The organism is Geodermatophilus sabuli (assembly GCF_010686765.1).
Classification (GTDB): domain Bacteria; phylum Actinomycetota; class Actinomycetes; order Mycobacteriales; family Geodermatophilaceae; genus Geodermatophilus; species Geodermatophilus sabuli_A.
On record NZ_JAAGWF010000005.1, the window covers coordinates 24,778 to 49,879 of the forward strand.

Annotated in this window: 19 protein-coding genes; 7 read left to right on the forward strand and 12 right to left on the reverse strand. The window is 74.6% G+C overall.

The genetic code is table 11. The annotated features are described in order from the left end of the window. Positions 1-12 precede the first annotated feature (12 nt). The 9 genes from GCU56_RS03770 to GCU56_RS03810 all read right to left on the reverse strand — a co-directional run bounded on the left by GCU56_RS03770 (position 13) and on the right by GCU56_RS03810 (position 9,616). The gene (locus GCU56_RS03770; RefSeq protein WP_163480187.1) at positions 13-1,050 is read right to left on the reverse strand and encodes a substrate-binding domain-containing protein; all 1,038 of its coding nucleotides are present in this window, start codon (positions 1,048-1,050) and stop codon (positions 13-15) included. Positions 1,051-1,175: 125 nt separating this feature from the next. Then, positions 1,176-2,303, reverse strand: a complete 1,128-nt coding sequence (locus GCU56_RS03775) for an ABC transporter permease (protein ID WP_163480188.1) — start codon at positions 2,301-2,303, stop codon at positions 1,176-1,178. After that, on the reverse strand, positions 2,300-3,931 hold the full coding sequence (locus GCU56_RS03780) for a sugar ABC transporter ATP-binding protein (protein ID WP_163480189.1): 1,632 nt from the start codon (positions 3,929-3,931) through the stop codon (positions 2,300-2,302). The genes GCU56_RS03775 and GCU56_RS03780 overlap by 4 nt, the downstream gene beginning before the upstream one ends. Positions 3,932-3,936: 5 nt before the next feature. Next, on the reverse strand, positions 3,937-4,743 hold the full coding sequence (locus GCU56_RS03785) for an alpha/beta fold hydrolase (RefSeq protein ID WP_163480190.1): 807 nt from the start codon (positions 4,741-4,743) through the stop codon (positions 3,937-3,939). After that, positions 4,736-5,179 (reverse strand): Rid family hydrolase, encoded by a 444-nt coding sequence (locus GCU56_RS03790; protein WP_163480191.1) that lies wholly within the window; start codon positions 5,177-5,179, stop codon positions 4,736-4,738. Before GCU56_RS03790 ends, GCU56_RS03785 begins: the two co-directional genes overlap by 8 nt. Before the next feature lie 94 nt (positions 5,180-5,273). After that, a complete protein-coding gene (locus GCU56_RS03795; protein ID WP_163480192.1) occupies positions 5,274-6,716 on the reverse strand; it encodes an amidohydrolase family protein in 1,443 nt (480 codons plus the stop codon). A gap of 115 nt (positions 6,717-6,831) precedes the next feature. Further along, entirely contained in the window at positions 6,832-7,521 is a 690-nt protein-coding gene (locus tag GCU56_RS03800; protein WP_163480193.1) for a GntR family transcriptional regulator, read from the reverse strand. Further along, positions 7,518-8,423, reverse strand: coding sequence for a fumarylacetoacetate hydrolase family protein (locus GCU56_RS03805; protein WP_204331424.1), 906 nt, complete (start codon positions 8,421-8,423; stop codon positions 7,518-7,520). Before GCU56_RS03805 ends, GCU56_RS03800 begins: the two co-directional genes overlap by 4 nt. A 47-nt stretch (positions 8,424-8,470) precedes the next feature. Next, positions 8,471-9,616: an FAD-dependent monooxygenase gene (locus GCU56_RS03810; protein WP_163480194.1), complete on the reverse strand. Its 1,146-nt coding sequence runs from the start codon at positions 9,614-9,616 to the stop codon at positions 8,471-8,473. A gap of 328 nt (positions 9,617-9,944) precedes the next feature. Between GCU56_RS03810 and GCU56_RS03815 the strand changes: the two genes are divergently transcribed. After that, the gene (locus tag GCU56_RS03815) at positions 9,945-15,947 is read left to right on the forward strand and encodes a DUF4011 domain-containing protein (RefSeq protein ID WP_163480195.1); all 6,003 of its coding nucleotides are present in this window, start codon (positions 9,945-9,947) and stop codon (positions 15,945-15,947) included. A gap of 103 nt (positions 15,948-16,050) precedes the next feature. Here the strand turns inward: GCU56_RS03815 and GCU56_RS03820 are convergent, their stop codons facing one another. The 3 genes from GCU56_RS03820 to GCU56_RS03830 all read right to left on the reverse strand — a co-directional run bounded on the left by GCU56_RS03820 (position 16,051) and on the right by GCU56_RS03830 (position 17,714). Continuing rightward, positions 16,051-16,929 carry a chitosanase gene (locus GCU56_RS03820; protein ID WP_345771616.1) on the reverse strand — a complete coding sequence of 293 codons (879 nt, stop codon included), beginning with the start codon at positions 16,927-16,929 and terminating at the stop codon, positions 16,051-16,053. A 156-nt stretch (positions 16,930-17,085) separates the two neighbouring features. Continuing rightward, on the reverse strand, positions 17,086-17,481 hold the full coding sequence (locus GCU56_RS03825) for a type II toxin-antitoxin system VapC family toxin (RefSeq protein WP_163480196.1): 396 nt from the start codon (positions 17,479-17,481) through the stop codon (positions 17,086-17,088). Beyond that, positions 17,478-17,714, reverse strand: a complete 237-nt coding sequence (locus GCU56_RS03830; protein ID WP_163480197.1) for a FitA-like ribbon-helix-helix domain-containing protein — start codon at positions 17,712-17,714, stop codon at positions 17,478-17,480. The genes GCU56_RS03825 and GCU56_RS03830 overlap by 4 nt, the downstream gene beginning before the upstream one ends. A 116-nt stretch (positions 17,715-17,830) precedes the next feature. Between GCU56_RS03830 and GCU56_RS03835 the strand changes: the two genes are divergently transcribed. From GCU56_RS03835 to GCU56_RS03860, 6 genes are all read left to right on the forward strand, one after another. Beyond that, on the forward strand, positions 17,831-18,946 hold the full coding sequence (locus GCU56_RS03835) for a protein kinase domain-containing protein (protein WP_163480198.1): 1,116 nt from the start codon (positions 17,831-17,833) through the stop codon (positions 18,944-18,946). Positions 18,947-18,958: 12 nt separating this feature from the next. After that, positions 18,959-19,096 carry a hypothetical protein gene (locus GCU56_RS03840; protein ID WP_163480199.1) on the forward strand — a complete coding sequence of 46 codons (138 nt, stop codon included), beginning with the start codon at positions 18,959-18,961 and terminating at the stop codon, positions 19,094-19,096. Further along, on the forward strand, positions 19,096-20,265 hold the full coding sequence (locus GCU56_RS03845; RefSeq protein WP_163480200.1) for a TRAFAC clade GTPase domain-containing protein: 1,170 nt from the start codon (positions 19,096-19,098) through the stop codon (positions 20,263-20,265). Before GCU56_RS03840 ends, GCU56_RS03845 begins: the two co-directional genes overlap by 1 nt. Further along, complete coding sequence (locus GCU56_RS03850) at positions 20,262-21,968, forward strand: GAP1-N2 domain-containing protein (RefSeq protein WP_163480201.1); 1,707 nt, start codon at positions 20,262-20,264, stop codon at positions 21,966-21,968. Before GCU56_RS03845 ends, GCU56_RS03850 begins: the two co-directional genes overlap by 4 nt. 43 nt (positions 21,969-22,011) lie before the next feature. Next, entirely contained in the window at positions 22,012-23,301 is a 1,290-nt protein-coding gene (ilvA, locus tag GCU56_RS03855; protein ID WP_345771617.1) for a threonine ammonia-lyase IlvA, read from the forward strand. Positions 23,302-23,402: 101 nt separating this feature from the next. After that, complete coding sequence (locus GCU56_RS03860; protein ID WP_163480202.1) at positions 23,403-25,094, forward strand: PHA/PHB synthase family protein; 1,692 nt, start codon at positions 23,403-23,405, stop codon at positions 25,092-25,094. The last annotated feature ends 8 nt before the right edge of the window (positions 25,095-25,102 follow it).

Genomic DNA, 25,102 nt, shown 5'->3' on the forward strand with positions numbered 1-25,102 from the left:
CGGGAGCGGGTCTCAGCAGTCGCCGGAGGCGATGAGCGCCTCGACGTCCTCGTAGGTGTCCGGGGTCACCATCTGGCTGGTCACGTCGACGGTGCGCCCGGAGGGCTCCTCGCCGTCCCGGATGAAGGTCACCAGGGTGTCCATCGCCTGCTTGCCGTTCAGGAACCCGCACAGCGTGATGGTCATGTCCAGCTCACCGGCGGCCACCGCCTGCCGGGCCGGCTCGCCCCCGTCGGTGCCGATGATGACGATGTCCTCCATGGCGATCCCCCGCTGCTGGGCGGCGAGCACCCCGCCCAGGGCGATGTCGTCGTTGTCGAAGTAGAGGGCGTCGACGTCGGGGTTGGCGGTGAGCACGTTCTCCGCGGCGGCCAGGCCGGCGTCGGAGCTGAACTCACCGGTGTAGGGGCCCTCGATGACGGTGATGCCGGGGTTCTCGGCGAAGACCTCCCTCGCCCCCTCCGCCTGCAGCTCGCTGAACAGCAGGCCGCGGATGCCGTGGATGATCGCGACCGTCCCCTGCCCGCCGAGGGTGTCGACGAGGTACTGCGCCTTCTCCCGGCCGACCTCGGTGTACTCCTTGCCGACGTGGCCGACGACCGACGCCCAGCCGTCCTCCTCGATGTCGTTGATCGCCGTGAGCACCGGGATGCCGCCGTCCGACGCCTGCTGGAAGACGGGGATCAGGGCAGCCGGGTCGACGGGGACGACGATCACGCCGTCCGGCGACTGGGTGAGCGCGTTCTGCACCTGGTCGTACTGCAGCTGCGGATCGGTCTCGCCGTAGGTGACGTTGAGGGTCACGCCCTCGGCGTCGGCCCGCTCCTGGGCTCCCGCCACGAAGTCCTGGAAGTAGGGCAGGGACCGCGAGTAGAGGTTCATCTCGACGGTCAGGTCGTCGTCGCCACCCCCGCCCCCGGCGGCGGCTGCCTCGTCGCTGCCACCGGAGCAGGCGGCGAGGGAGAGGACGAGCCCGGCGGCGGTCAGCGCGCCGGCGGTACGCCGGCGGGTGGCCGAGCGGGTGGAGAGGGGCAGGGTCGAGGTGCGCACGGGTGCCTCCTGGAGGGGTGGTGGACATCGGCCGGGGGACGGCGCTGTCCGGGACCGGAGCGGTACGTGCAGGCGGGGGGACCTGCGGACGCGCGCGGCACGATCGGGCCAGGCGCGGGCTGGGGTCAGCGGGGTGGGGCGGCCGCTGACGGCGGGGGGACGTCGGTGCCGGCGGCGACCTCGCCGGGTGCCGGATCCGGCGGCGCGGGGGTGGACAGCGCGGGACCGGCGGAGGACGGGGTGACCCGACGGCGGACCAGGCGTCGGCGGAGGAAGTCCACCGACGCGGCGAGGATGAACACCGTCCCGAGGACCACCTGCTTGTAGTCCTCGCTGATGCCGCTGAGGTCCAGTCCGTTGCGCAGGACCGCGATGAGCAGCACGCCCCAGAGGGTGCGCACGACCGAGCCGCGGCCGCCGTTGAGGCTGGTGCCGCCGACGACGACGGCCGCGATCGCCTCGAGGGCCAGCGTGCCGTTGGCGTTGGGCTGCCCGGACTGCACGCGGACGAGCAGCGCCAGCGCGGCCAGCGCCGTCGCGGCGCCGGCCAGGACGAACACCAGCAGCCGGACGCGACCCAGCGAGATGCCCGAGAGCCGGGCGGCCTCGGCATTGCCGCCGACCGCGAGCACCTGGTAGCCGAAGACCGTCTGGCGCTGCAGCCACCACAGGAGCAGGAAGACCGCGGCGGTCCCCCAGACCAGCACCGGCAGGCCGAACAGGCGCAGCGTGGCCACCTCGCGGAAGCCGGAGGGGAGCCCGCTGACCACGCCGCCGTTGGTCAGGGCGAGCGCGACGCCACCGCAGATGATCATCGTGCCGAGGGTCGCGATGAACGAGGGCACCTGGAGCGCGGTGACCACCAGGCCGTTGACCAGGCCCAGCAGCAGCCCGGCCAGCAGGCACACCGCGACCCCGAGCAGGATCGAGCCGGTGTCGACCATCACGGTCGCGCCGATGACGCTGATCAGCGCCGAGCCGGTGCCCATCGACAGGTCCAGCTGCCCCGCCATGATCACGAACGTGGCGCCGAAGGAGACGATCGCCAGGATCGACGCCTGCATGAGCACGTTCGTGACGTTGATCCGGGAGAAGAACGCGTCGTTGGTCGCGGACAGGTAGGCGATCAGCGCCAGCAGGACGACCGGGACGAACAGCCGGTCGAAGAGGGCACCACGGACCCGCACCTGCGGCCGGGGGGTTCCCTCCCCCGTGGGGTCACTGCGGACAGGGCGTTCACGCATCGCGGTCATCGGGAGCTCTCCATCCGGAGGGTCGGGCGAGCGGACGGGATCGAGGAGGACGGCGGGGCGGGGGAAGCCGGGAACGCGCCGTCCGCGGGCGAGGGACCGTGGCCGCGGGGACCGTCCTCCTCGCCTGCGGTGAGGGCGGTGAGCCGGGCCTGGTCGAGGTCGCCGACGGGGTGGACCCGCGACAGTCCGCCGTGGCGGAAGACCGCGACCCGGTCGGCGAGCCCGAGGACCTCGCGGACGTCGGTGGAGAACAGCACCACCGCGCCCCCGCCGGCCGTGAACTCGTGCAGCAGGTCGTGGATCTGCGCCCGCCCGCCGATGTCGACGCCCTGGGTGGGCTCCTCCACGGCGAGCAGCCGGACGCCGGAGGCGAGCCACTTGGCGACCAGCACCTTCTGCTGGTTGCCGCCCGAGAGGGTCGACGCCGGGGCGTCGAGGGACGGCATCCGGATGTCCAGCCGGGTCCGGAAGTCCTCGGCCCGGCGCAGCAGCCGGCGCCGGGACACCCGTCCGGCGGTGGCGACCTGGCCGAGCGACGCGAGCGAGATGTTGACCGCGCACGAGTGCTCGAGGACCAGGCCCCGCGCCTTGCGGTCCTCGGGGATGAAGCCGATCCCCTGGGCCTGCGCGTCCCGCGCGGTCCGCAGCGGCACCGGGCGACCGTCGATCTCCGCGCGGCCACGCAGGGGCACGTCGCCGCCGACCATGGCGACGAACCGCGCCGCCCCGGAGCCGACCAGCCCGGTGACCGCGAGGATCTCGCCCACGTGCACGTCGAGGTCGAAGGCGCCGCCGTCGTCGGAGACCCGGACCTCGTGGACCCGGAGCAGCACCTCCGGGCGGACCGTCGGCACCGCAGGGCGCAGGGACTCCTGCGGCCGGTCGCCCACCATCAGGCGGGCCATCTCGGCGGTGGTCAGCCCGGCGCTGGGACGCTCGGCCACCCGCTGCCCGTCCCGCAGCACGGTCACCCGGTCGGCGGTGGCCGCCACCTCGTCCAGCCGGTGGGAGACGAAGGCCAGCCCGACGCCGTGCGTCCGCAGGGTGCGCATGAGGGTGAGCACCCGGTCGGCGGCGGCCGGCTCGAGCGAGGCGGTCGGCTCGTCGAGGACCAGGAACCGCGGCTCGGTCACCATCGCCCGGGCGATCTCGACGAACTTGCGCTCGGCGGGGCCGAGCGTGCCGACCAGCGCCCGGGGGTCGAGGTCGACGCCGAGCCGGTGCAGCAGCTCGCGCACCCGGCGCCGCCAGGCGCGGTGGTCGACGGCACCGAGGCCGGTGACCCGCCGTGGGACGTCCGCGGCACTGGCGAGCAGGGTCTTCTCGACCGAGAGGTCGGGGAACAGGTTGTAGTTCTGGTGCACGACCGCGACCCCGGCCGCCTGCGCCTGCTGGGGGGTGGCGAGGTGGATCGGCTCGCCGTCGAGGAGGAGCGTGCCGCCGGTCGGCCGCACCGCCCCGGTGAGCACCTTGATCAGCGTGCTCTTCCCCGAGCCGTTCTCCCCGAGCAGCGCATGGATCTCCCCGCCGCGCAGCTCGAAGTCGACCTCGCGGAGCACGACGACCCCCGAGTAGTCGTGGACGGCGGCGCGGACGCCGAAGCGCGTCGCGCCCGTGGTCGCGGCCATGGCGCTCAGCCCGCCGACCTGCTGAGGAACTCCTCGACGGCCTTGTTCAGCGCGGCCGGCTGCTCGAGGAACGCCAGGTGCCCGGCGCGGGGGATCTCGACGTACTCCGCGCCGGGGATCGCGGCGGCGACCCGCCGGTTGTAGCGCGGGAGGGTGATCCGGTCCTCGTCACCGTGCACGACGAGCACCGGCACCGAGATCGACGGCAGCCGGTCGATGGCGTCGTGCGCGAGGTCGGCGGTGAAGTGCCCGATGAAACCGGAGACGTCCTTCGACCCGGTCCACCCCCGCAGCTCGGCCTCCAGCGCGCAGATGCGGTCGTGCTCCTCCTCCAGCAGCGTCGGCGACCACATCCAGAACGCGAACTTGCCGAACACGTCCATGGGCCCGTGCTGCAGCGCGTACCGGCGTGACTCGTAGTGGCGCCGGACGTGGTTCTCGTCCGCCGTCCTGGACCAGGTGGACAGCAGCACCACCGAGCGCACCCGATCGGGGTGGGCCAGCACCAGCTCCTGCGCGGTGCACGAGCCGAGGCTGAAGCCCATGACGTGCGCGGCGTCGATGCCGAGCGCGTCGAGCAGGGCGACGGCGTCCTCGGCGAGCAGCGCGGGGGTGTAGTCCGAGTCGGTGCAGTCGGCGGTGCCGACGCCGCGCATGTCGTAGGTGATGCAGCGGTACCGGGCGGACAGCTCCTCGACCTCGTGGGCCCAGGCCCGGCCGCTCATCCCGGTGCCCATGATGAGCAGCAGCGGCTCGCCGGTGCCGGCCTCCCACCAGGTGGTGGTGTGGCCGTTGATGACCACCTCAGGCATCGTCGACCCCCACCTGGGCGGCGCCGGGGACGGCGGCGATGGCCTCCACCTCGATCAACAGCGGTTCCTCGACCAGGCGCTCGACGAACAGCAGCGTGTTGGGCGGGTAGCCCCCGTCGGGGTAGATGTCGGCGAAGACCTCGCCGCGCACGCTCATGAACTCCGGCAGGTGGGTGCCGCCGCCGACCAGGTAGGTGGTCATCTTGGCGATGTCGGCGAACGTGCCCCCGACGGCGGCGAGGGCGGTGCCGAGGTTGGCGTAGGCACCGCGGACCTGGTCGGCGAAGCTGCCGTCGCCGTAGAGCTCGCCGTCCTCGGTCATGCCGACCTGCCCGGCGATCAGCACGGGGTCGCCGTCGGCGACGACGGCCACGTGGGAGTAGCGGCCCAGCGGCTCGCCGAGACCCTTGGGCTTGCGGTGCAGGTTGACGGTCACGGAGGTGCTCCCTTCGGTCGGCCGCCCGGGTCCGGGCAGCGCGGGATCGGTGGGCCGGCGACGGCCGGCGGTCGGTGCGCGGGGGGTGGGGCCGTCAGTCGTGGACGGCGCCGTCCTCGGGGACGAGGGCCTGCTGGCTGCGGTCGATCTCGTGGGCGATCTCGAGGCCGTCGGTCATCGACCACGGCAGCACGCTGTAGGGCTTGTCCGGGTTGTCGCCGGTGACCATGTCGTAGGTCAGCTCGGTCTGGCTGTAGATCAGCGGGTCCCGGTCGTTGTGGTACCGGACCATGTCCAGGTCGTCGGGGAACTCCTGGACGACGCCGTCCTTGATGACGATCTCGACGTTGCGCTTGTCCACCAGGACGTGCAGGTCGTCGGCCGGGTTGCCCTTCACCACGATGACGTCGGCGAGGTAGCCGGGGAGCAGCTTGCCGAGCCTGCCCTCCAGGTCCAGCATCTTCGCGCCGTTGGCGGTGGCCGCGAGGATGCAGTCCATGTTCGACATGCCGGCGTAGACCCGCAGCAGCTCCAGTTCGCGGGCGTGCCACTCGCCGTAGGGGGTGACGGCGAAACCGGTGTCGGTCCCCATGGCGAACTGGACGCCGGCCGCGTGCGCCTTGTGCAGGCTCTCGACGCTCTTCTCGAGCATCCGGCGGGCCCCGTGGTACTGCGGGTAGGGGGCGCCGGTGAGCTCGGGCCAGTCGCCGAGGTTGGCCAGCAGGAGCAGCGTGGGCACCAGGGTGACGTCGTTCTCGACGAGCTTCTCGATGCCCTCGTCGGTCATGACGTTGCCGTGCATGATCCAGTCGAAGCCGGCGTCCGCGGCGGCCCGCACCTCGCCCGGGCCGCGGGCGTGGATGGTGACCTTCTTCCCCAGCTGGTGCACCAGGTCGGCGACGAGCTTCATCTCGTCGTTGGTGAAGGCCTGGTAGTCGCCGTAGGGGCTGTCGGCCAGCTTGATGAGGTCGACGCCGTTCTTGACCTGGTGCCGGATCTCGTTCTTCATCGCGTCGGCGGTGTTGGTCAGCGTGCCGATGTTGCCGTCCGGGACGCCGACGGAGTCGGGGAACCAGTCGGTCAGGCCGTTGCTGGTCGTCAGGTAGCGGCCGGCCGCGCTCATCCGTGGCCCCTGCACCAGTCCGGCCTTGATGCCCTCGCGGATGCCGACGCCGATGTAGTAGCTGCCGCCGGGCTGGGAGATGCTCGTGACGCCGGCCCGCAGCACCTTGCGGGCGTTGGCGGCCGCGATCAGCGTGCGCATCTCCGCGCTGGTGTAGAGGTCGATCTCCTCCTCGTACCGGGCCTCGCCGTAGGTCATGTGGCAGTGCACGTCGATGAGGCCGGGCATCACCGTCCGCCCGGTGGCGTCGATCCGCCGCATCTGCTCCTTGGGCGGCATGGGGATGCCGGTGCTGTCCTCACCGACGGCGACGATCGTGTCGCCGTGCAGGACCACGTCGGTGTCGCGGCGGGGGTCGGCGCCGGTGGCGTCGATGACGGTGCCACCGGTGATCAGGGTCCAGTCCTCGTACACGGGGACTCCTCTCCTGGCTGTCGAAGGGTGTGCGGGACCACGGCACGCCCTCCTCGCCGGCGTCCGGCGCCGGGTGGAGGGGTGTCGTGGTGCGTGTGCGGTGGTGGAGTGCTGGTCAGCCGCCGTCGGCGGCGAGGGCGGGGGCGACGTGCGCGGCGGTGCCCTGCAGGTGCGAGCGGATCGCCGCCTCCATCGCGTCGGGATCTCGCCGGGTGAGCGCGGCGAGCATCTCCCCGTGCTCGCCGTGCGCCACTGCCGCGGAGGGACCCGTGGAGACGAGGATGCGGACGTAGAACTTGGCCCGGGCCGACAGCGTGCTGATCAGCGCGATCAGTTCCCGGTTCTCACAGGGCGCGTAGAGCGTGGCGTGGAACTGCTGGTTGAGCTGCGCCCAGGCCACCGGGTCGGTGACGCCCTGCATCGAGTCGTGCAGGTCGTGCACGGCGCGGATGTGGGCGTCCGTGGTGCCGGCGACCACCTTGCGGCCGGCCAGCACCTCGAGCTGCTCGCGGATCTCGTAGAGGTCGAGCAGCTGCGCGACCGACGGGCGGGTGACCACCGCGCCCCGGTGCGCGTCGAAGGTGACCAGTCCCTCGCTGGCCAGGGCGTGCAGCGCCTCGCGCAGTGGGGTCCGGCTGATGCCGAGCCGGGCGGCGAGCTCGTCCTGGCGCAGTGGGGTGTCGACCTCGACGCCGCCGCTGATGATCAGGTCGCGGAGCGCGTCGCGGGTGGCGTCGCGGATCGTGCCGCGCTGGATGGGCGAGAACCCGGCCAGGGCACCGGCGGCTGTGGGGTCAGGGCTCATCCGGACGCTCCGTGGTCGGTCCCGGCGGCCCCGCCGACCGTGTTGGTCAGCGTGCCCAGCCCGGTGATGCTGATCTCGACAGTGTCGCCCGACCGCAGGAACCGCGGCGGGTCGAACCCGATCCCGACCCCCGCCGGAGTGCCGGTCGCGATGACGTCGCCGGCCTGCAGGGTCATGCCGGCGCTGATCGTGGCGATGAGCGTGGGGACGTCGAAGATCAGGTCGGAGGTCTTCGCGCTCTGCCGCAGCTCCCCGTTCACGCGGGTCTCGACCAGCAGGTCGGTGAGGTCCACCTCGTCGGCGGTGACCGCGAACGGTCCCATCGGGCAGGACCCGTCCAGCGACTTGCCGAGGAACCACTGGCGGTGGTCGCGCTGCACGTCCCGGGCGGTGACGTCGTTGACGATCGTGTAGCCCCAGACGTGGTCGAGGGCCTCCTCGGCCGGGATGCCCCGCCCCCCGCGGCCGATGATGACGGCGAGCTCGGCCTCGTAGTCCAGCTCGGTGGTCAGCGCGTCGTGCAGCGGGATGACGTCACCGGGCCCGATGACCGAGCTGGGCGCCTTGGTGAAGACCACCGGGCGGTCCGGGACCCCGTTGCTGGGGGTCGAGTTGTACCCCGAGGCGTCGAACTCCAGCGAGTGCTGGTGGTAGTTCTGGCCGACGCAGATCACGTTGCGCGGCGGGCGCGGGATCGGTGCCAGCAGGTGGACGTCGGTCAACGGCACCGGGCTGGTCGAGCAGGGCACCGAGTGCGGTGCTCCCCGCTGGATCAGCTCGAGCAGCCCGAGGGGATCGCCGTCGGCGCTGACCGCGTACCCGTGCGGGACGGGGAACACGTTCTCACCGAGCACCACCCCGACGCCGGGACCGGTGTCGCTGAGGAACGACACGTACTTCACGAGAGAGCCTCCAGGTTCGTGGGCACGGCAACGGGGCGGTTCCGGGTTCAGGCGGACGAGAGCGACGTGGTCCGGGCGCCGGCGGGCACGTGCCGGGCTCCCTTGTTCAGACCGTTCTGGAAGGGCCGGGTGCCGGACACCGAGCGCAGGAGGCGTGCCCGCACGCCGTCCATCCGCTCGGGCACCTTGGCGACGACGAACCCGTAGAGGTAGGACCACCACTGCACGTGGTCGGTCAGCGCCCGGTTCTCGCGCTCCCACTGGGCGAGCGCGGTCGGGACGTCCTTCTCGTGCTCGAGGGTCATCGCCAGCGCCATCGCGTTGATGAACGCGGTGTTGGCGGCCTGACCGAGGTTGGGGGGCATGGCGTGGGCGGCGTCCCCGACGACGGCGACGTGCCCCTTCGACCAGTAGCGGCAGCGGACGTTGACCAGGCGGTCCCAGCGGCTGGCCTCGGCGAACCGATCGACCAGGTGGGCCGCGGCCGGGAACTCCGTCCGCCACAGGTCCCGGTCGACGGGCATCCGGCTGGCCCGCTCGTCGGACACCGGTGCGCTCAGGAAGATGTAGTCCTGGCCGTCGGTGCACGGGTTGTAGAGCAACCGGCGCCGGCCGTGCCAGTACTCGATGATGGTGTCCTCGGGATCGCCCTCGTCGCGCTCGATCATCATCCGGATGCCGGCCTCGGTGCCGAAGTCCATCCACGCGGTCGAGAAGATCGACTCGCGCAGCCGGGAGTAGGCGCCGTCGGCGGCGACCACCAGGTCGGCCGCGTACTCCCGGCCGTCCTCCATCTGCAGCCGGCCCTCCGGCGACGCACCGACCGCGAGCGACGAGGTCTCGATCTGCACCCCGAAGTGCTGTGCCTGCGCGATGAGCGCCTCGTAGAGGTCCGCCCGCGGCGGCAGCAGGAGCCGGTCGTCCGGAGTCGTGCGGCGGGACATGAGGACACCGCCGTCCCGGTCGGCGATCCGCCACTCGGCGATGCTCCGGGCCCGGGCCGTCGCCTGGTCGAAGGCGCCGATCGTCTCGAGCGTCCGGAGCCCGCTCTCCCAGATCCAGATGCCGGCCCCGAACATCCGCAGCTCGGGGTTGCGCTCGTGCAGCCGCACCTGCCAGCCGAGCTGCGCCAGCCGCGTGGCGAGGACGAGGCCGGACAGTCCGGCGCCGGCTATCTCGGCTGTTCTGGGCACACGCCACCTCCGCGATAGGGCCGCTGACCTGCACGTTCACGTCTCGGATCCCGGATCCAAGGTCCGGGATCCAGAAGGTAGCGCTGTCTCGTGGTCAGGGGAAGGGGTTCTCGTGAACCCCGTGGAAGTTCTTCGTTCCGGCCGTGTTACGGCCTCCGGCCGCGCGCGCCAGCGGCGGCCGGCCATCGGCACGCGACGCCCGGGTCGTGACCCTCCGGAGGCGTCGCAGGGGTCCTCCGTGGTCAGATCCGACGCTCCCGCCCCACCCGTCCCAGCCGCCGCCCGCGCCTGACCGGACCGGTCCGTCCGGACCGGTAGACAGGGACCCATGGGCACCACCACGGATCTGCGGCCGAGCGCGAGCGACACCGGCGCCCGTCCGGCCGTGGCGGTCGCGGCGACGTCGACCCCGGTGCTCAGCTACGCCCTGGCGCACAACCGTGTCCCGGTGGTCTCCCGGCTGGCGTTCACCAACCACGGCGGTCCCGTCCACGGGGCGACGGTGCGACTGGGCGTGTGCGACGCGGAGGGCCCGATCGGCACCGCCGTCGAGCTGCTGGTCGACCTCGACGCGGGCCAGACGACGGTGCTCAGCGACGTCGGGCTGGTCATGGACCCCGCCGCGATGCTGCAGATCGAGGAGCAGCGGCCGGGCTCGATCGAGATCGACCTGCTGGTGGACGGCGCGGACGTCGCCGGCACCGCCGTCCCCGTGCAGGTGCTGGCCGCCAACCAGTGGCTGGCCGCCCCCGTCCCCCTGGCGCTGGAGATGCTCGCCGCGCACGTCCTCCCGCACCACCCGGCCGTCACCGCGCTCATCGACGAGGCCGGCGCGCTGCTCGAGGAGCGCACCGGCAGTGGCGCGGTGCAGGGCTACCAGTCCGGGCCCGAGCGGGTGGACGAGATCGTCGCCGCCCTCGCCGAGGCCATGCGACGGCGGGCCGTGCGGTACAGCCAGCCGCCGGCCAGCTGGGCCGACGTCGGCCAGAAGGTCCGCACCCCCGGCGACGTCCTGGACGGGCGCGTGGGCACGTGCCTGGACACCGTCGTCGTCCTCGCCGCCGCGCTGGAACGGGCCGGCATCCGGCCGCTGCTGTGGCTGGCCGAGGGGGCCGGGAACGGGCACGCCTTCCTCGGCTACTGGCGGGAGGAGCGCGGTGCCGAGAGCGCCGCCACCACCGACGTCGCACCCCTGGTCAACCTGGTCGACCTCGGGCTGGTGCGGCTGGTCGAGACCACGATGCTGACCAACCGCGGTGGGGACGGCGACCTGCACGCCGCCGCCTACGAGGCCTGGCTGGCCGGCGACCTGGACCGGGTCCTCGGTGTGACCGACGTCCACCGCGCCCGGCGCGACGGCATCGTCCCGCTTCCGGCCCGGACCCGCGGCGCCGACGGCACGGTGCAGGTCGCCGAGTACCGGCCGGCGGTGCACAGCGTCGCGGCGCGGCCGGTCGAGCGGGTCGCCCCGGCGGCGGCCGGCACCCGGCCGGAGGAGCCGGCGCGGATCCAGCAGTGGAAGAACAGCCTGCTCGACCTCTCGCTGCGCAACCGGCTGATCAACTACACCGAGCGCGCCGGCCTGCCGCTGACCGTCCCGGGCACGCACCTGGCGACGCTGGCCGGCCTGCTGCACGCCGGGACGGCGGTGTCCCTGCTCCCCAGCGACCGGCTGGCGGCCGTCCAGCAGGAGCGCGGGCTGCGGTCGGCCGTCGAGCTCCCGGCCGACCAGCTGGCCGAGCTGCTGGTCGAGCGCCGGTCGGTGCACACCGACGTCACCGAGGGCGGCTACCTGCCCCGGCTGCGCAACCTCGCCTACAAGGCCAAGACCGTCCTCGAGGAGACCGGCGCCAACAACCTGCACCTGGCGCTGGGCAGCCTGGTGTGGGAACTCGACGGCCGGCCGCTGCGCTCACCGCTGGTGCTGGTCCCGGTCGTGCTGACCGCCACCAGCCGCAACGGCGTGTACCGGCTCACCGTCGACGACACCGGCACGAGCACGCCGAACCACTGCCTGCTGGAGAAGCTGCGGCAGCTGCACGGCCTGACCGTGCCGGGGCTGACCGGGCCCGGCACCGCGGACGACGACGCGGGCGGCGCCGGCATCGACGTGGACCGGGCGGTGCAGGCCGTGCGCCAGGCCCTGGCCGATGCCGCGCTCCCCTACCGCGTCGAGCCGACCGCCGACCTCGCCGTCCTCCAGTTCGCCAAGTACCGGCTCTGGAAGGACCTCGACGAGCACTGGGCCGACTTCACCGCCAACCCGCTCGTGGCCCACCTCGTGCACTCCCCCACCGAGGCGTTCCACGACCCGGCGCCCGACCCGGCCGGCCGGACCGACCTCGACGAGCTGGCCGCGCAGTGCCCGGTGCCCGCCGACGCCTCGCAGCTGCGCGCCGTGGCCGAGGCCGCCGCCGGACGCACCTTCGTGCTCGAGGGCCCGCCCGGCACCGGCAAGTCCCAGACGATCACCAACCTGCTCACCCGCGCGGTCGCCGACGGCAAGCGGGTGCTCTTCGTCGCCGAGAAGCGGGCGGCGCTCGACGTGGTGGCCCGCCGGCTCGACGCCGTCGGCATGAGCCCGTTCGCCCTCGACCTGCACGACAAGGGCAGCAAGAGCTCCGTCGTCCGGGCGCAGATCACGGCCGCGCTGCAGCACGCCGTCGCCGTCGACGAGCAGGGGCTGGCCGCCGACAGCGAGGACCTGCACTCGGCCCGGCGCACCCTGGCCCGCTACGCCGACCGGCTGCACGCGCCCAACGCCGCCGGGCTGTCCTACTACTCGGCACGCACCGCGACGCTGTCGGTGCGCGACGGCGTCCCCTCGATGCCGGTGCCCGCGGCGTTCGCGGCCGCCGTCCCCGAGGAGATGCTGACCTCGGTGCGCCGTGCCCTGGCGCTGCTGCCCGACATCGCCGACCTGGTGCGGCCCTCGCCCCGGCACGCCTGGGCGTTCGTCGAGACCGCCGACGTCGACCTCGTCGCCGCCCAGCAGACCGCGGCCGCCGTCGACCAGGCCATCCGCGACCTGCCCGCCGAGCCGCACCTGGCCCGCGCGCTGCGGGAGGCGCGCACCCCGGAGGACCTCGACGCGCTGGCCCACCTGCTGTCGGGGCCGGCGACCACGCTCGACGTGCTCGACGAGGTGCCGACACAGCGCTGGACCACGGCCACGACGGACGTGCTCGGCGAGGTCGCCGCCTTCAGCACCGGCGTCCACCCCGGGATGGAGCGGGCCACCCCAGCGGCGCTGGAGCTGCCGCTGGCCGAGCTGTACGTCGCCGCGCAGACCGCGCAGGCGGCGACCTGGTTCGCCCGCCGGGCGGGGCTGCGGGCGGTCCGCGACCGGCTGCGGCCGGTGCTGCGGCCCGGCGTGACGGTCAAGCTGGGGGACGTCGCCGAGCTGACCGCCCAGCTGTGGCGGGTGCAGACCGCGGGCCAGGGCATCGTGGCCCGCGCCTCGGTGATCCCCGGCCTGTCGGTGCCCCCGACGTGGAACCCGATGCTCGACCCGGAACTGCTCGTCGGCCAGGTGGAGTGGCTGGCGACCGCCGGTGCCGCCGCCGACAGCGCCAGCGGGTTCGCCGTCGCGCTGCGCCGGTACGTCGTCCAGGGGCCCGGTCCCGACCGCGCCGCCGGCGCCGCCGTCGCCCGGCTGCGCGGCGCCCTGGTCGCGCTGGCGCGGGTGTGCCGGACCGGGTCGCGGCAGCTGGCGCGCTGGTGCGGGGACGACGGGCTGATCCTGCGCTGGCAGATGACCCGCCCCGAGCGCGGCGTGGAGCACACCGGGCTGATGTCCCTGCGCCGGTGGGCCGACTTCATCGACACCCTGGAGCCGCTGCGCGTCGCCGGACTGGCGGAGGCCCGGGCGCGGCTGGTCCGGGGTGAGCTGCCCGCCGACGACGCCCTGCGCGCCTTCGAGCACGGACTGGCGCTGGCCTCGCTCCCGGAGCGGCGCGCCGCCAGTGGCCTGGAGGCCTTCGACGCCGAGGTCCACGAGAAGGCCATCGCCCGGTTCGCCGCGGCCTCACGGGCGGTCCGCGCGCACCTGCGCAGCGCGCTGCCGGCGTCGGTGCTGGCGGCCCGGTCGCTCGAGCCGGCCGGCGGCGCGGGACAGCTCGGCGCGCTGCAGCGGGAGCTGGCGAAGTCCCGCCGCGGGCTGGGCGTGCGCGGGCTGCTGGCCCGGTACGGCGAGCTGGTCACCGCCGTCATGCCGTGCGTGCTGGTCAGCCCGGACTCGGTGGCGCGGTTCTTCCCCGCCGAGGCCGGCCTGTTCGACCTGGTCGTGTTCGACGAGGCCTCGCAGATCCGGGTGGCCGACGCGGTGGGCGCGCTCGGCCGGGCGAAGGCGGCGGTCGTCGTCGGCGACAGCCGGCAGATGCCCCCGACCTCGTTCGCCGAGCCGTCGTCGGGCTCGGCCGAGGACGACGCGATGGAACTGCTGGGCACCGCGGTCGAGGACGAGGAGTCGATCCTCTCCGAGTGCGTGCAGGCGCGGGTGCCCCGGCAGTGGCTGTCCTGGCACTACCGGAGCCAGGACGAGTCGCTGATCGCGTTCAGCAACGCCAACTACTACGACAACCGGCTCTCGTCGTTCCCGGCGCCGACCCACGGCCGCCCCTCGGCCGACGTCGACGGTCGCGGCATCTCGCTGGTCCGCGTCAACGGCACCTTCCACCGCTCGGGCGCCGGCCGGCTGCTGCGCACCAACCCGATGGAGGCCAAGGCGGTGGTGGCGGAGATCCGCCGCCGCTTCGACGCCTCGCCGGACACGCTGCCCTCCATCGGTGTGGTGACCTTCAACGCCCAGCAGCGGGCCTACATCGAGGGGCTGCTGCGCGACGCCGGGGACGACCGGCTGACCGAGGCGCTGGAGCGCACCGACGGCGAGGGCCTGTTCGTCAAGAACCTGGAGAACGTGCAGGGCGACGAGCGGGACGTCGTCCTCTTCTCGACCGGCTTCAGCGTCAACGACCGCGGCTTCCTGCCGCTGAACTTCGGCCCGCTCAACCGGGTGGGCGGCGAGCGTCGGCTCAACGTGGCGGTCACCCGCGCCCGGCGGCAGGTCGTCGTCTTCACCTCCTTCGAGCCCGCCCAGCTGCGCGCCGAGCAGACCTCGTCGGTGGGCATCAAGCACCTGCGCGCCTACCTCGACCTGGCCGCGCTGGGCACCGACGCGCTGCCGCGGGACGCCCGGCCGGTGGGCGTGCCCGACCGGCACCGCGAGGAGATCGCGGCCGCGCTGCGCGAGCGCGGGCTGGCCGTGCGCACCGACGTCGGCCTGTCGGACTTCCGGATCGACCTGTCGGTGGCCCCGGCGGACGCGCCCGAGACGCTGGTGATGGCGGTGCTGCTCGACGGTCCGGCCTGGGCCGGCCGGCGCACCGTGGGCGACCGCGACGGCCTGCCCGTCGAGGTGCTGTCGGGCATGCTGCGCTGGCCCGCCGTCGAGCGGGTGTGGCTGCCGACCTGGCTGGCCGACCGCACCGCCGTCCTGGACCGGCTCGTCGCCGCCGTCGAGGCGATCGCCCCGTCCCCGCTCCCGGCCATCGTGGCCACGATGGCCGCCGACGAGCCGGCCCTCGTGGCGCCCCCGGCCGACGCAGGGGCAGGGCCGGCCGTTCCCGCCCCGCCGGTCGAGCCGGACGTCGTGGTCGTGGCGCCGCTGCGGGCCGCCGTCCCGGCTGTGGTGGAGCCGGTCGTCGCCGACCCGGAGCCCGTCGCCGCCGCGCCGAAGCCGGCCCGGCGGGCGCCGCGCAAGGCGCCCGCGGCGCCGCAGCTGGACGGCGAGGCACCGTTCGTGCCGTGGGCGCCCAAGAGCGCCGGCGACCGCAAGGCCCTGGACTCCCTGGCCGACGCGCGGGTGGCCCGCACGGTCAAGCGGGTGCTGCTCGCCGGGGTCAAGGCCGAGGGCCCGGTGCACCGCGACCGCCTGACCCGGCTGACCGCCGCCGCGTTCGGGCTGACCCGGGTGACCGAGGCCCGGCGCGACGCTCTGCTGGCGCTGCTGCCGCCGGCCACCCTCGACGGCGAGTTCGTCTGGGCCGAGGACGCCGACCGCGGCAGCTGGGTGGGGTTCCGCCGCCAGGCCGCCAGCGCCGAGCGCCCGCTGGAGCACGTGGCCCCGATCGAGGTCGGCAACGCGATGGTGGCGCTGTGCCGGACCGGGGCGGGGATGACGCAGGACGAGCTGTTCCTGCGGACGGCGGAGGTCTTCGGCTACCGCCGCCGGACGCCGTCCCTGCTGCCGCTGCTGCAGGTGGCCCTGGACGGCGTCCTCGGCGCCGGCCGGGTCACCCGCCAGGAGTCCGGCCTGCTCACCGCCGTCTGACCCGGGGACTCCCCCGCGCCAGAGCCCGGGTCCGGACTCTCGGCGCCGAAAGTCCGGAGGACTCCGCGCGGAGAGGTCCAGAGCCCGGCGCGGGGCGCCCTGGTCAGGGGATGCGGTAGGCGTCGCCGTAGGTCGCCCAGCGCAGCGGGGGGTTGAGGTGCAGGTTGCCCTGCTCCAGGAACTGCCGCTGCCCGGTGTCGACCCGGCTCGTGTCGCGGTGCGCCCGCTCCGCCTGCATCGCCGCGACGCGGGCGTCGAGGAAGGCGTCCAGCCACTCGACCTCGTCGCCGCCCTGGCTGGGCGGGGAGGCCACCTGCAGCGCGGCGTCCCGGATGCCGCCGAAGCTCCGGGCGTCCGTCCCGGGCCCGTGCATGACCAGGGCGTCGAAGTAGATGAACTGGCCGAGCGCGTGCACGCCGTCGGCGCGGCCCTGCTCGACGGCCGGGTCGAAGTAGACGAGGTCCAGGACGTGGTCCTGCGCCGCCTGGAACAGCGGGTCATCGGCGGCGGCGCGCCAGTCGTCGACGAACGCCCGGCCCAGGCCCGCCTGCGTCACGTTGCCCATGCCGAGCTCCTCCTGCTCGCGCAGGGCGGGGAGGTAGCGCTCCAGCCGGTTCCCGGGGGCGGTGCTGGCGTAGTACTCGACCAGCCGGGTCATGTCGCCGCAGCCGCTGCAGAAGCCGATGAGGCCGGCGGTGTAGCCGCGGTTCTCCTCCGGGACGCCCTCGACGTCCCACTCGATGTAGCCGTACTGCGCCCGCCAGTCGAGCGTGGAGTTCTCCGCGCTGGAGACCAGCTGCAGCGCGCGGTCGCGCTTGGCCGGATTGGTCAGGTCGGTGGTGTCCTCGGGCGTCGGGCTCGCCTCCTCCGACGTCGTCGGCGCGGCCTCGCCGGGCAGCAGGTGGCGCGCCCCGGGGACGACGACGGCGACCAGCACCAGCGCCGCCAGCAGGCCGACCACGGCAGCGGCCGCGAGGACCACCGGCCGGCCGTTCCTGGGCCGGCGGGGCGGCGGAGGAGTCACGGCATGGCGCGGCCGGGACCCGGTCCGCATCCCGCTCATCCGCCACCCCAGAGATCTCGCCCGCACGTGCTCCGAGACCCCAACGTCCCGGACGGACCTCTGTGTTCCGCTCCCTCAGTCCGGCAGGAGGAACGCGCAGGTGGGGCCACTCGCGCGGGCGAGCCGGCGGTCGAGCGTGACCAGCGGGGCGTCCAGCGCCTCGGCCAGGGCCACGTAGGCGGCGTCGTAGGCGGTCACGGTGGGGTGCAGCTCCCACACCCGGTCCGCCAGCGGCTCGAAGGCGAAGGTCCCCACCCGGAGATCGGTGAGGTCCCGATGGGCCAGGGCGGCGACGTCGCGACTCAGGTGGCCGGTCAGCACGGCGCGCCGCAGGACGGCGGACACCTCGACGAGCAGGTGCCCTGGAGCCGCGAGGGGCCGGCGGGCCAGCGTCCGCGCTGCCCACTCGCCGTCCGGCCCCCCGTCGACGAGCGCCGCGAACACCGCCGAGGAGTCGGCGACCACGGTCATCGCCGGTCGGCGTCCCGGGCCTCGAGGACGACGTCGGCGGGGACCCGCGTGCCGGTGGCGCGCACCCGGCTCCGGACGCGGTCCCAGAGGTCGTCGGGACTGGGCCGCGCGGCCAGCGCGGTCAGTTCTGCTCGCACGTACTCCTGCAGGGACTGGCCGGCTCGGGCGGCACGGGCGGCGAGGACGTCGCGGGTCTCGTCCGGCACGTCGCGGATGGTCATGGACACCGGCATGATTGCATGATAGCTGCGATACATGCAGATCACATGTGGGTGACGTGCATGGTGGTTCACAGGTTCGCGCTCTAGCGTCGGAGCCCAGCCGCCGACGACGGGGAGGACCGCCCACCGTGGACGAGGCTCTCGACGTGGCCGTCGCCGACCTGGCCGACACGCGGCAGGTGGACCCACTGGAGCCCGGCGACGCCGACCGGATCGGCCCGTACGCGCTGCTGTGCCGCCTGCCCCGCGGTGGGCAGGGCGCCGACGTGTTCGTGGGCCGGCGCGCGCCGGAGGGCCCGGACGGCGGGGACGGCCCGCTGGTGGTCATCAAGCGGCTGCCCGAGGCGGCACCCGAGCTCGCCCGCCGCCGGCTGGCCAAGGAGGTCGAGAACGCCTCCCGGGTGAAGAGCTCACGGGTGGCGCGCATCGTCGACCAGGACCTCACCGCGGGCGCCCCCTACTACGTGCAGGAGTACGTGCAGGGGACGCCGCTGGACGAGTTCCTCGCCCACCGCTCCGCCGGCCTCAACGCCGAGGAGCTGCGCCGGATCGCGATCGGCCTGCTGCGGGCGCTGCGCGACGTGCACGCCGCGGGCGTCGTCCACCGCGATGTCAAGCCGGGCAACATCATCATCTCGGGCACCGACGTCTGGCTGGTCGACTTCGGCATCAGCCGCTACATCGGCCCGGAGGCACCGTCGGGGACCGCCACGACGGGCATTGCGGCGCTGGGCACGAAGCTGTTCGCCAGCCCCGAGCAGCTGCAGGGGGCGGTGCTCACCGAGGCCAGCGACGTCTACAGCTGGGGCCTGGTGATCGCCTACGCCGCAGGCGCCGTCCACCCGGTGGACCCCGACGACGACATGCCCGACTCCGACTACTTCCTCGCACTCCGGGCCGGGCGGCTGGACCTCTCCCCCGTGCCGCCGAACCTGCTCGACAGCGTCACCCAGGCGCTGAAGTTTGCGCCCGAGCGGCGTCCCACGGTGGCCCGGCTGGCCCGGCAGGTCGAGCAGCGGACCCGCTGGCTGGGCGGGACGTCGCAGATCCCCGACCCGCGGACGACGATGCGCGACCTGCAGTCCCTCGGGGCGGTCGTCGAGGCCGGGCGGTACGAGCTGGCCCGCCTGGAGCGCGCCGTCGCCGACACCCGGGCGGGCTTCGCCGCGGCGGTCGCGGTCGCCGTGCTGCTGGGCATCGTCGCGGGACTGGTGCTGGCCGTCCTCTTCCACGTCGTCGTCTGAGAGGGGACCTGCGTGTCTGGCATGTACGAGCGGGCCCTGGCCCAGCAGCGCCTCGACGCGCGCCGCCAGCGGTTCCGCGAGCGCCAGCGGGTGCTGCTCGCGGTGTTCTGCGCGACCGCCGTCGTCTTCTTCGCGCTCTTCGTCCGCTGATGAGGCGCCGCGTCTGCCCCCGCTGCCTGGAACCCCTGACCACCCCGGTGTGGCGGGACGCCACCGGCGTCCCGCAGCGCCCACCGGTGGAGCGCCGGACCCGGTGGCAGAAGCTGCTCGACCCGCTGCGCATGGAGCCCGCGCCGCTGCCCACCCCGAAGGACGCCGCCGGTGCCGCCGCGGCCAACGTGGCGCCCACCTGCCCGAACGGCCACCGGCTGCCCCCGGACTACCTCGACCGGCCGACCGTCGTCGTTGGGCTGGTCGGGCTCACCGGCGCGTCGAAGAGCACCTACCTGACGGTGCTGGTCGACCTGCTGCACGAGGGGGCGCTGGCGCCGCTGGGCATCTCGGTGGAGATGGACGAGGAGAGCGCCGCCCGCTTCGACGACCACCGCTACCGGCTGATGGTGCAGAAGCGGCAGCTGCCGCTGACCCTGCCGCTGCTCGGCGAGGGCAGCTCACCGGAGCCGTTCATGCTGGTCCTGCGCGGCGCCGGCCGGGGCGGGACCGAGCGGGCGGTCAACCTGGTCTTCTTCGACGCCTCGGGCGAGCAGCTCTACCGGAGCGAGGACATGGGCCAGTACGGCCGCTTCCTGTACGCGGCGACGTCGCTGCTGGTGATCCTCTCCCCCGGCGTCTTCCCGCGGCTGCGGCACCTGGCCGACGCCGGGGAGGAGTCGATCGGCCTGGCCCGGCACACCCAGATGGTGGTCAACCTGGCCAACCTGCTGCGGACGGCGCGCAACGTGCACCCCGACAGCCACCTCGCCGACGTGTCCACCGCGGTCGTGCTCAGCAAGGCCGACAAGCTGCGGTCGGTGCCCGACTTCCCCGCCGACGTCCTGCGCGACACCGACCTGGCCGCCCGCCCGCTGGCCTCCTGGTTCGAGGACGTGCGCCGCAACAGCTCCCGGCTGGTCGACTTCCTCGAGCTCAGCGGCGGCTCGAACCTGCTGACCGCGGTGCTCAACCGGCTGCCGCGGCCGACCGTGCACGCCGTGTCGGCCACCGGCGTCGACGCGAAGGACGGCGGCTATCCCGAGATCTCCCCGGTCGGCTGCCTGGACCCGCTGCTGGTGCTGCTGGCCCGGCACGGCGTCGTCTCCGAGGAGGGGCTGGACCCGGAGGAGACCGGCTCGGCGCTGCGCGGCGAGTGGTCGGGATGAGCGGGCGGACCTTCCCCCAGGCGCTGTACACGTCGGCCAGCCGGACGCTCGAGGGTCCCGGGTTCGGCGTCTTCGCGCTGTCGGCCGACTGGCCCGCGGAGGTCGGCCGCACCCGCAAGGCGCTGGGCGCGCTGGTCGGGTTCCGCCCGGACGCCGGGGAGGCCTACGGGCTGCTGCAACGGGGCGCCGGTCGGGTGCTCTACCGCAAGGTGGCCGCCAGCGCCGACGGCTTCGGCCGTCCGGGCAACTACCTGGTGCACCTCCTGTGGGACGGCGGTGGGAGGCTGGGCGTGCGCGACCTGCTGGCGCTGCGCCGTGCCGGCCGGTTCCTGGACGCGCTGCCCGGCGACGCCGCACCGACCGCCGAGTCCCCGCCGCTGCGCGTGCCGCCGGCTCCCCGCTCGTCGCCGGCCCTGCCGCCCGAGGAGGTGGACGCGCTCACCCCGTCGGTGGCGCTGCTGCTGGCCGCGCTGGCCGCGGGCGAGGGGGTCGTCGCGCTGCCCCGCCGGACGCCGTCGGGGCGGGAGGTGGCCGACGTGGTCTTCGACGTCCTGCCGCGCGCGCTGACCGCCGCGGTGACGCTGCACGCCGGCCCGCGGGAGGACGACGGGGACACCGCGGCCGTCGTCGTCGAGCTGGCCGACACCGGCCCGGCGCGGGCGTCGGCGGGCGGACGGCGGCTGGCCGCGGGGCCGGCCGACACCGACCGCGCCCGGACGCTGCTCGAGGCGGCCAGCAAGGCGGAGCTGCCCCCCGACGACGTCGCCGACCTGCGCGGCATGGATGCCTGGCTGTTCGCCGACGCGTGGGCCGAGCAGGACGCCGACGCGCTGACCGCCGACCAGGTCGAGTGCGTGCTGGCCTCCGGCGCCGGGCCGGGCTGGCTGGTGCGCGGGCGCAACGCGGCCGCCGCCCTGGACCTGGCCGCCGACGACGCGGTGATCGCCGGCGCCCTGCAGGCGGCGGCCGGCCGGTCGCCCGCCGCGGCCGACCGGCTGCGGCTGGCGGTGCTGGCCGCCCTGCTCGACGAGGTGTTCGACGGCGCCGCCGGCCCGGCCGAGTCCGCCGTGCAGCTGGCCGGCCTGACCCAGGGCGACCTGTGCACCGCCTTCGCCGACGCGGTGGCCGGCGGGCGGCGGATCGCCCGGCTGGACCGGGCGGCCGGGCTGCTGGTCGAGCAGACGCTGAGCCTGGGCGTCCCGCTGCCGCTGCTGGACCTGACCGTCGACCGGTGGGAGCTGGCGCTGCTGGCGACCCGGCGGCGGGTGGTCGGCGACGAGCTCACCGCCCAGTGGCGCGCGGCCGGCGGGGCGTGGGAGGAGGAGCACCGGGCGCTGCTCGGGCACCTGCTGGTCGCCGACGTCGGCTGGCTGACCCGGCTGGAGTCCGCCGTGCCGGTCTCCGGGCTGCCCCCGGTGCTGCGCTGGGCGGCGCTGCGGATGGACGTCGCCGGCGTGGAGCGCCTCGCCGTCGCCGTGGCCACCGGCGGCACGGCGGGGAACGGCTGGGCGCTGCGCGAGGTGGTCTTCGGTGCGGAGCTGCCGGCCGCCGACGTGGACGGCATCCTGACCCGGCAGCTGGCGCTGCTCCTGGTGGACGACGACTGGCCGCGGGAGCTCGCCGAGTCCTTCGCCCGGCGCCAGGGCGGCGAGCCCGACGACGGCCCGCCCCGCCGGCACCGGCGCCGCCCCGGCACCCGCTGAGCCCGCGCGCGGGCCCGCCCGGGCCGACGGCGAGGATGGCGGGGTGACGGCAGAGCCCCTGGAGACCGCGGAACCGCGCCTCGACCCCGCCGAGTTCGCCGCGCGGGTGCGCGCCGCCGTCGACCGGCTGGCCGGCGTGGCGCTGCGGACGCCGCTGCAGCGCGCCGACCGGCTGTCCGCCGCCACCGGCGCCGACGTGTGGCTCAAGCGCGAGGACCTGCAGGTCGGCCGCTCCTACAAGGTCCGCGGCGCCTACACCACGATCAGCGGACTGGACGCCGGCGCGCGCGCCGCCGGGGTGGTGTGCGCCAGCGCGGGCAACCACGGCCAGGGCGTGGCGCACGCCTGCCGGGTGCTGGGGGTGCACGGCTCGGTGTTCGTGCCGGGGACGACGCCGCGGCAGAAGCGGGAGCGGATCGCCGCACTGGGCGGGGACGCCGTCGAGCTGGTCGTCGCCGGCGACACCTACGACGACGCCGCCGCCGCCGCGGAGGCGCGGGCACGGGCCACCGGCGCCACGCTGGTGCCGGCCTTCGACGCGCTGTCGACGGTGATCGGGCAGGCGACGGTCGCCGTCGAGCTGCTGGAGCAGCTGCCGCAGGCCCCCGACGTCGTGGTGCTGCCGGTCGGCGGCGGAGGCCTGCTGGCCGGCTGCGGCACCTGGCTGCGCGCGCACAGCCCGGGCACCCGGATCGTCGGGGTCGAGCCGGCCGGGGCCGCGAGCATGGCGGCGGCGCTGGCCGCGGGGCGGCCGGTGGAGCTGCCGGAGATCGACACCTTCGTCGACGGCGCCGCCGTCCGCCGCTCCGGGAGCGTCACCACGCCGCTGGTCCGCGACTGCGGCGCGGAGCTGCTGCCGGTGCCCGAGGGCCAGGTCTGCACCGAGATGCTGGACCTGTACCAGGTGGACGGGATCATCGCCGAGCCCGCCGGGGCGCTGGCGGCGGCCGCGCTGTCGGGTGGGGTGGTCCGCGTCGAGCCCGGTCAGACGGTGGTGTGCCTGCTCTCGGGCGGCAACAACGACGTCAGCCGGTACGCCGAGGTGATCGAGCGCTCGCTGGTGCACCGCGGCCTGAAGCACTACTTCCTGGTGGAGTTCCCGCAGGAGCCGGGTGCGCTGCGGCGCTTCCTCGACGAGGTGCTCGGCCCCGACGACGACATCGTGCTGTTCGAGTACGTCAAGCGGGACAACCGGGAGACCGGCGCCGCGCTGACCGGCATCGAGCTGGGCCGCGCCGACACCCTCCCCGCGCTGCTGGCGCGGATCGAGGCCAGCCCGCTCCGGATCCAGCACCTCGCCCCGGGGACGACGGCCTACCGCTTCCTCGTGTGAGGTGTGCGGCGCCTCTCGCCCGACCCGGGACCTTGGGCCCGGTCGCCGGAGGGGCGACCGCCCCTAGCGTGGACCTCCCCGGCCCACAGCGAGGAGCACCGATGTCCGATGCCGTGACCGTCCCCCCGCCCCGCACCTCGCAGGAGGCCGACCGCCCCCACGTCCCGGAGGGTGGCGCCGCGCCGGCCCACGCCGCGCCGGGCGGTCTCGCCGGGGCGCTCGCGGGAGCGAAGGCCGTCGTCGCCGAGACGGTGGGTCTCGGCCGCGACCTGGCGGCGATCACGGCGGGCACCGCCCGCACCGCGCCGGCCCCGGAGGACCGGCGCTTCGCCGACCCGGCCTGGCGGGACAACCCGGCCTACCGGCGGCTGGGGCAGGGCTACCTCGCCTGGTCCGCCGCCCTCGATCGGCTGGTCGACCGGTACCAGGCCGGAGGCGGCGACCCGCGCGCCGTCGAGCGGGCCCGCTTCGCCGTCGGCGCACTGACCAGCGCGGCCGCACCGACGAACACCCTGCTCGGCAACCCGGCCGCGCTGAAGAAGGCCGTCGAGACCGGTGGGCGCAGCGTCGTCCGCGGCGCGAAGGCGCTCGTGACCGACGTGGTGCACAACGGCGGCCTCCCCCAGCAGACCGACCGCTCGGCGTTCGTCGTCGGCCGCGACGTCGCCGTCACCCCGGGCGCGGTCGTGTACCGGGACGAGGTCATCGAGCTGATCCAGTACCGGCCCACGACGGCGCGTGTCCGGGAGCGGCCGCTGCTCCTGGTGCCGCCGATGATCAACCGCTACTACATGCTCGACCTGCGGCCGGGCCGCAGCTTCGTCGAGTACGCGGTCGCGCAGGGCCTGCAGGTCTTCCTCATCAGCTGGCGCAACCCGTCGCGGCAGCACGCGCACTGGGACCTCGACACCTACGCGGAGCGGATCCGCCGGGCCATCGCCGTGGCCCGCCAGGTCACCGGCTCCCCGGACGTCAACACGATGGGGTTCTGCGCCGGGGGCATCGTGCTGACCACGCTGCTCAACCACCTCGCCGCCGTCGAGGACACCAGCGTGCACAGCGCCGCGTTCGGCGTCACCCTGCTCGACTTCAGCGGGTCCGCACCGATCAACGCCTTCTCCGGCCGACGGATGGTCGGCCTGTCCAAGCGCATCTCGCGGACCCGCGGGGTCATCCCCGCCCGGACGATGGGCAGCGTCTTCACCTGGATGCGCCCCGACGACCTCATCTTCAACTACCTGGTCGACCAGTGGCTCATGGGGCAGGCGCCCCCGGCGTTCGACGTCCTCGCGTGGAACGCCGACGGCACCAACCTGCCGGCCGCCCTGCACGAGCAGTTCCTGCGGATCTACCAGGAGCACACGCTGGTCCGGCCGGGCGCGGAGACCGTGCTCGGCAGCCCGGTCGACCTCGGCTCCATCACCGTGCCGACGTTCGTCACCGGCGCGGTCACCGACCACATCACGCCCTGGACCGGGTGCTACCGGACCACCCAGCTGTTCTCGGGCCCGAGCACGTTCGTCCTCAGCTCCAGCGGGCACGTCCAGAGCCTGGTCAACCCGCCGGGCAACCCGCGGATGAACTGGTCGATCGGCAGCGCGACCGGCCCCGACCCCGAGGAGTGGCGCGCCACGGCCGAGCGGCACACCGGCAGCTGGTGGGAGAGCTGGGCGCCCTGGACGGTCGAGCGCTCGGGCGACGAGGTGCCCGCGCCGCGCGAGCTGGGCAGCGGGAACCACCCGCCGCTCGAGGCGGCACCCGGGTCCTACGTGCTGGACCGCGTGCCGGGCTGACCGGGTCC

Coding starts and splice junctions, on each gene's coding strand:
- GCU56_RS03775 (WP_163480188.1), bottom strand. CDS start 2,303: ATGACCGCGATGCGTGAACGCCCTGTCCGCAGTGACCCCACGGGGGAG.
- GCU56_RS03780 (WP_163480189.1), bottom strand. CDS start 3,931: ATGGCCGCGACCACGGGCGCGACGCGCTTCGGCGTCCGCGCCGCCGTC.
- GCU56_RS03785 (WP_163480190.1), bottom strand. CDS start 4,743: ATGCCTGAGGTGGTCATCAACGGCCACACCACCACCTGGTGGGAGGCC.
- GCU56_RS03800 (WP_163480193.1), bottom strand. CDS start 7,521: ATGAGCCCTGACCCCACAGCCGCCGGTGCCCTGGCCGGGTTCTCGCCC.
- GCU56_RS03815 (WP_163480195.1), top strand. CDS start 9,945: ATGGGCACCACCACGGATCTGCGGCCGAGCGCGAGCGACACCGGCGCC.
- GCU56_RS03825 (WP_163480196.1), bottom strand. CDS start 17,481: ATGACCGTGGTCGCCGACTCCTCGGCGGTGTTCGCGGCGCTCGTCGAC.
- GCU56_RS03830 (WP_163480197.1), bottom strand. CDS start 17,714: ATGCCGGTGTCCATGACCATCCGCGACGTGCCGGACGAGACCCGCGAC.
- GCU56_RS03845 (WP_163480200.1), top strand. CDS start 19,096: ATGAGGCGCCGCGTCTGCCCCCGCTGCCTGGAACCCCTGACCACCCCG.
- GCU56_RS03850 (WP_163480201.1), top strand. CDS start 20,262: ATGAGCGGGCGGACCTTCCCCCAGGCGCTGTACACGTCGGCCAGCCGG.
- GCU56_RS03860 (WP_163480202.1), top strand. CDS start 23,403: ATGTCCGATGCCGTGACCGTCCCCCCGCCCCGCACCTCGCAGGAGGCC.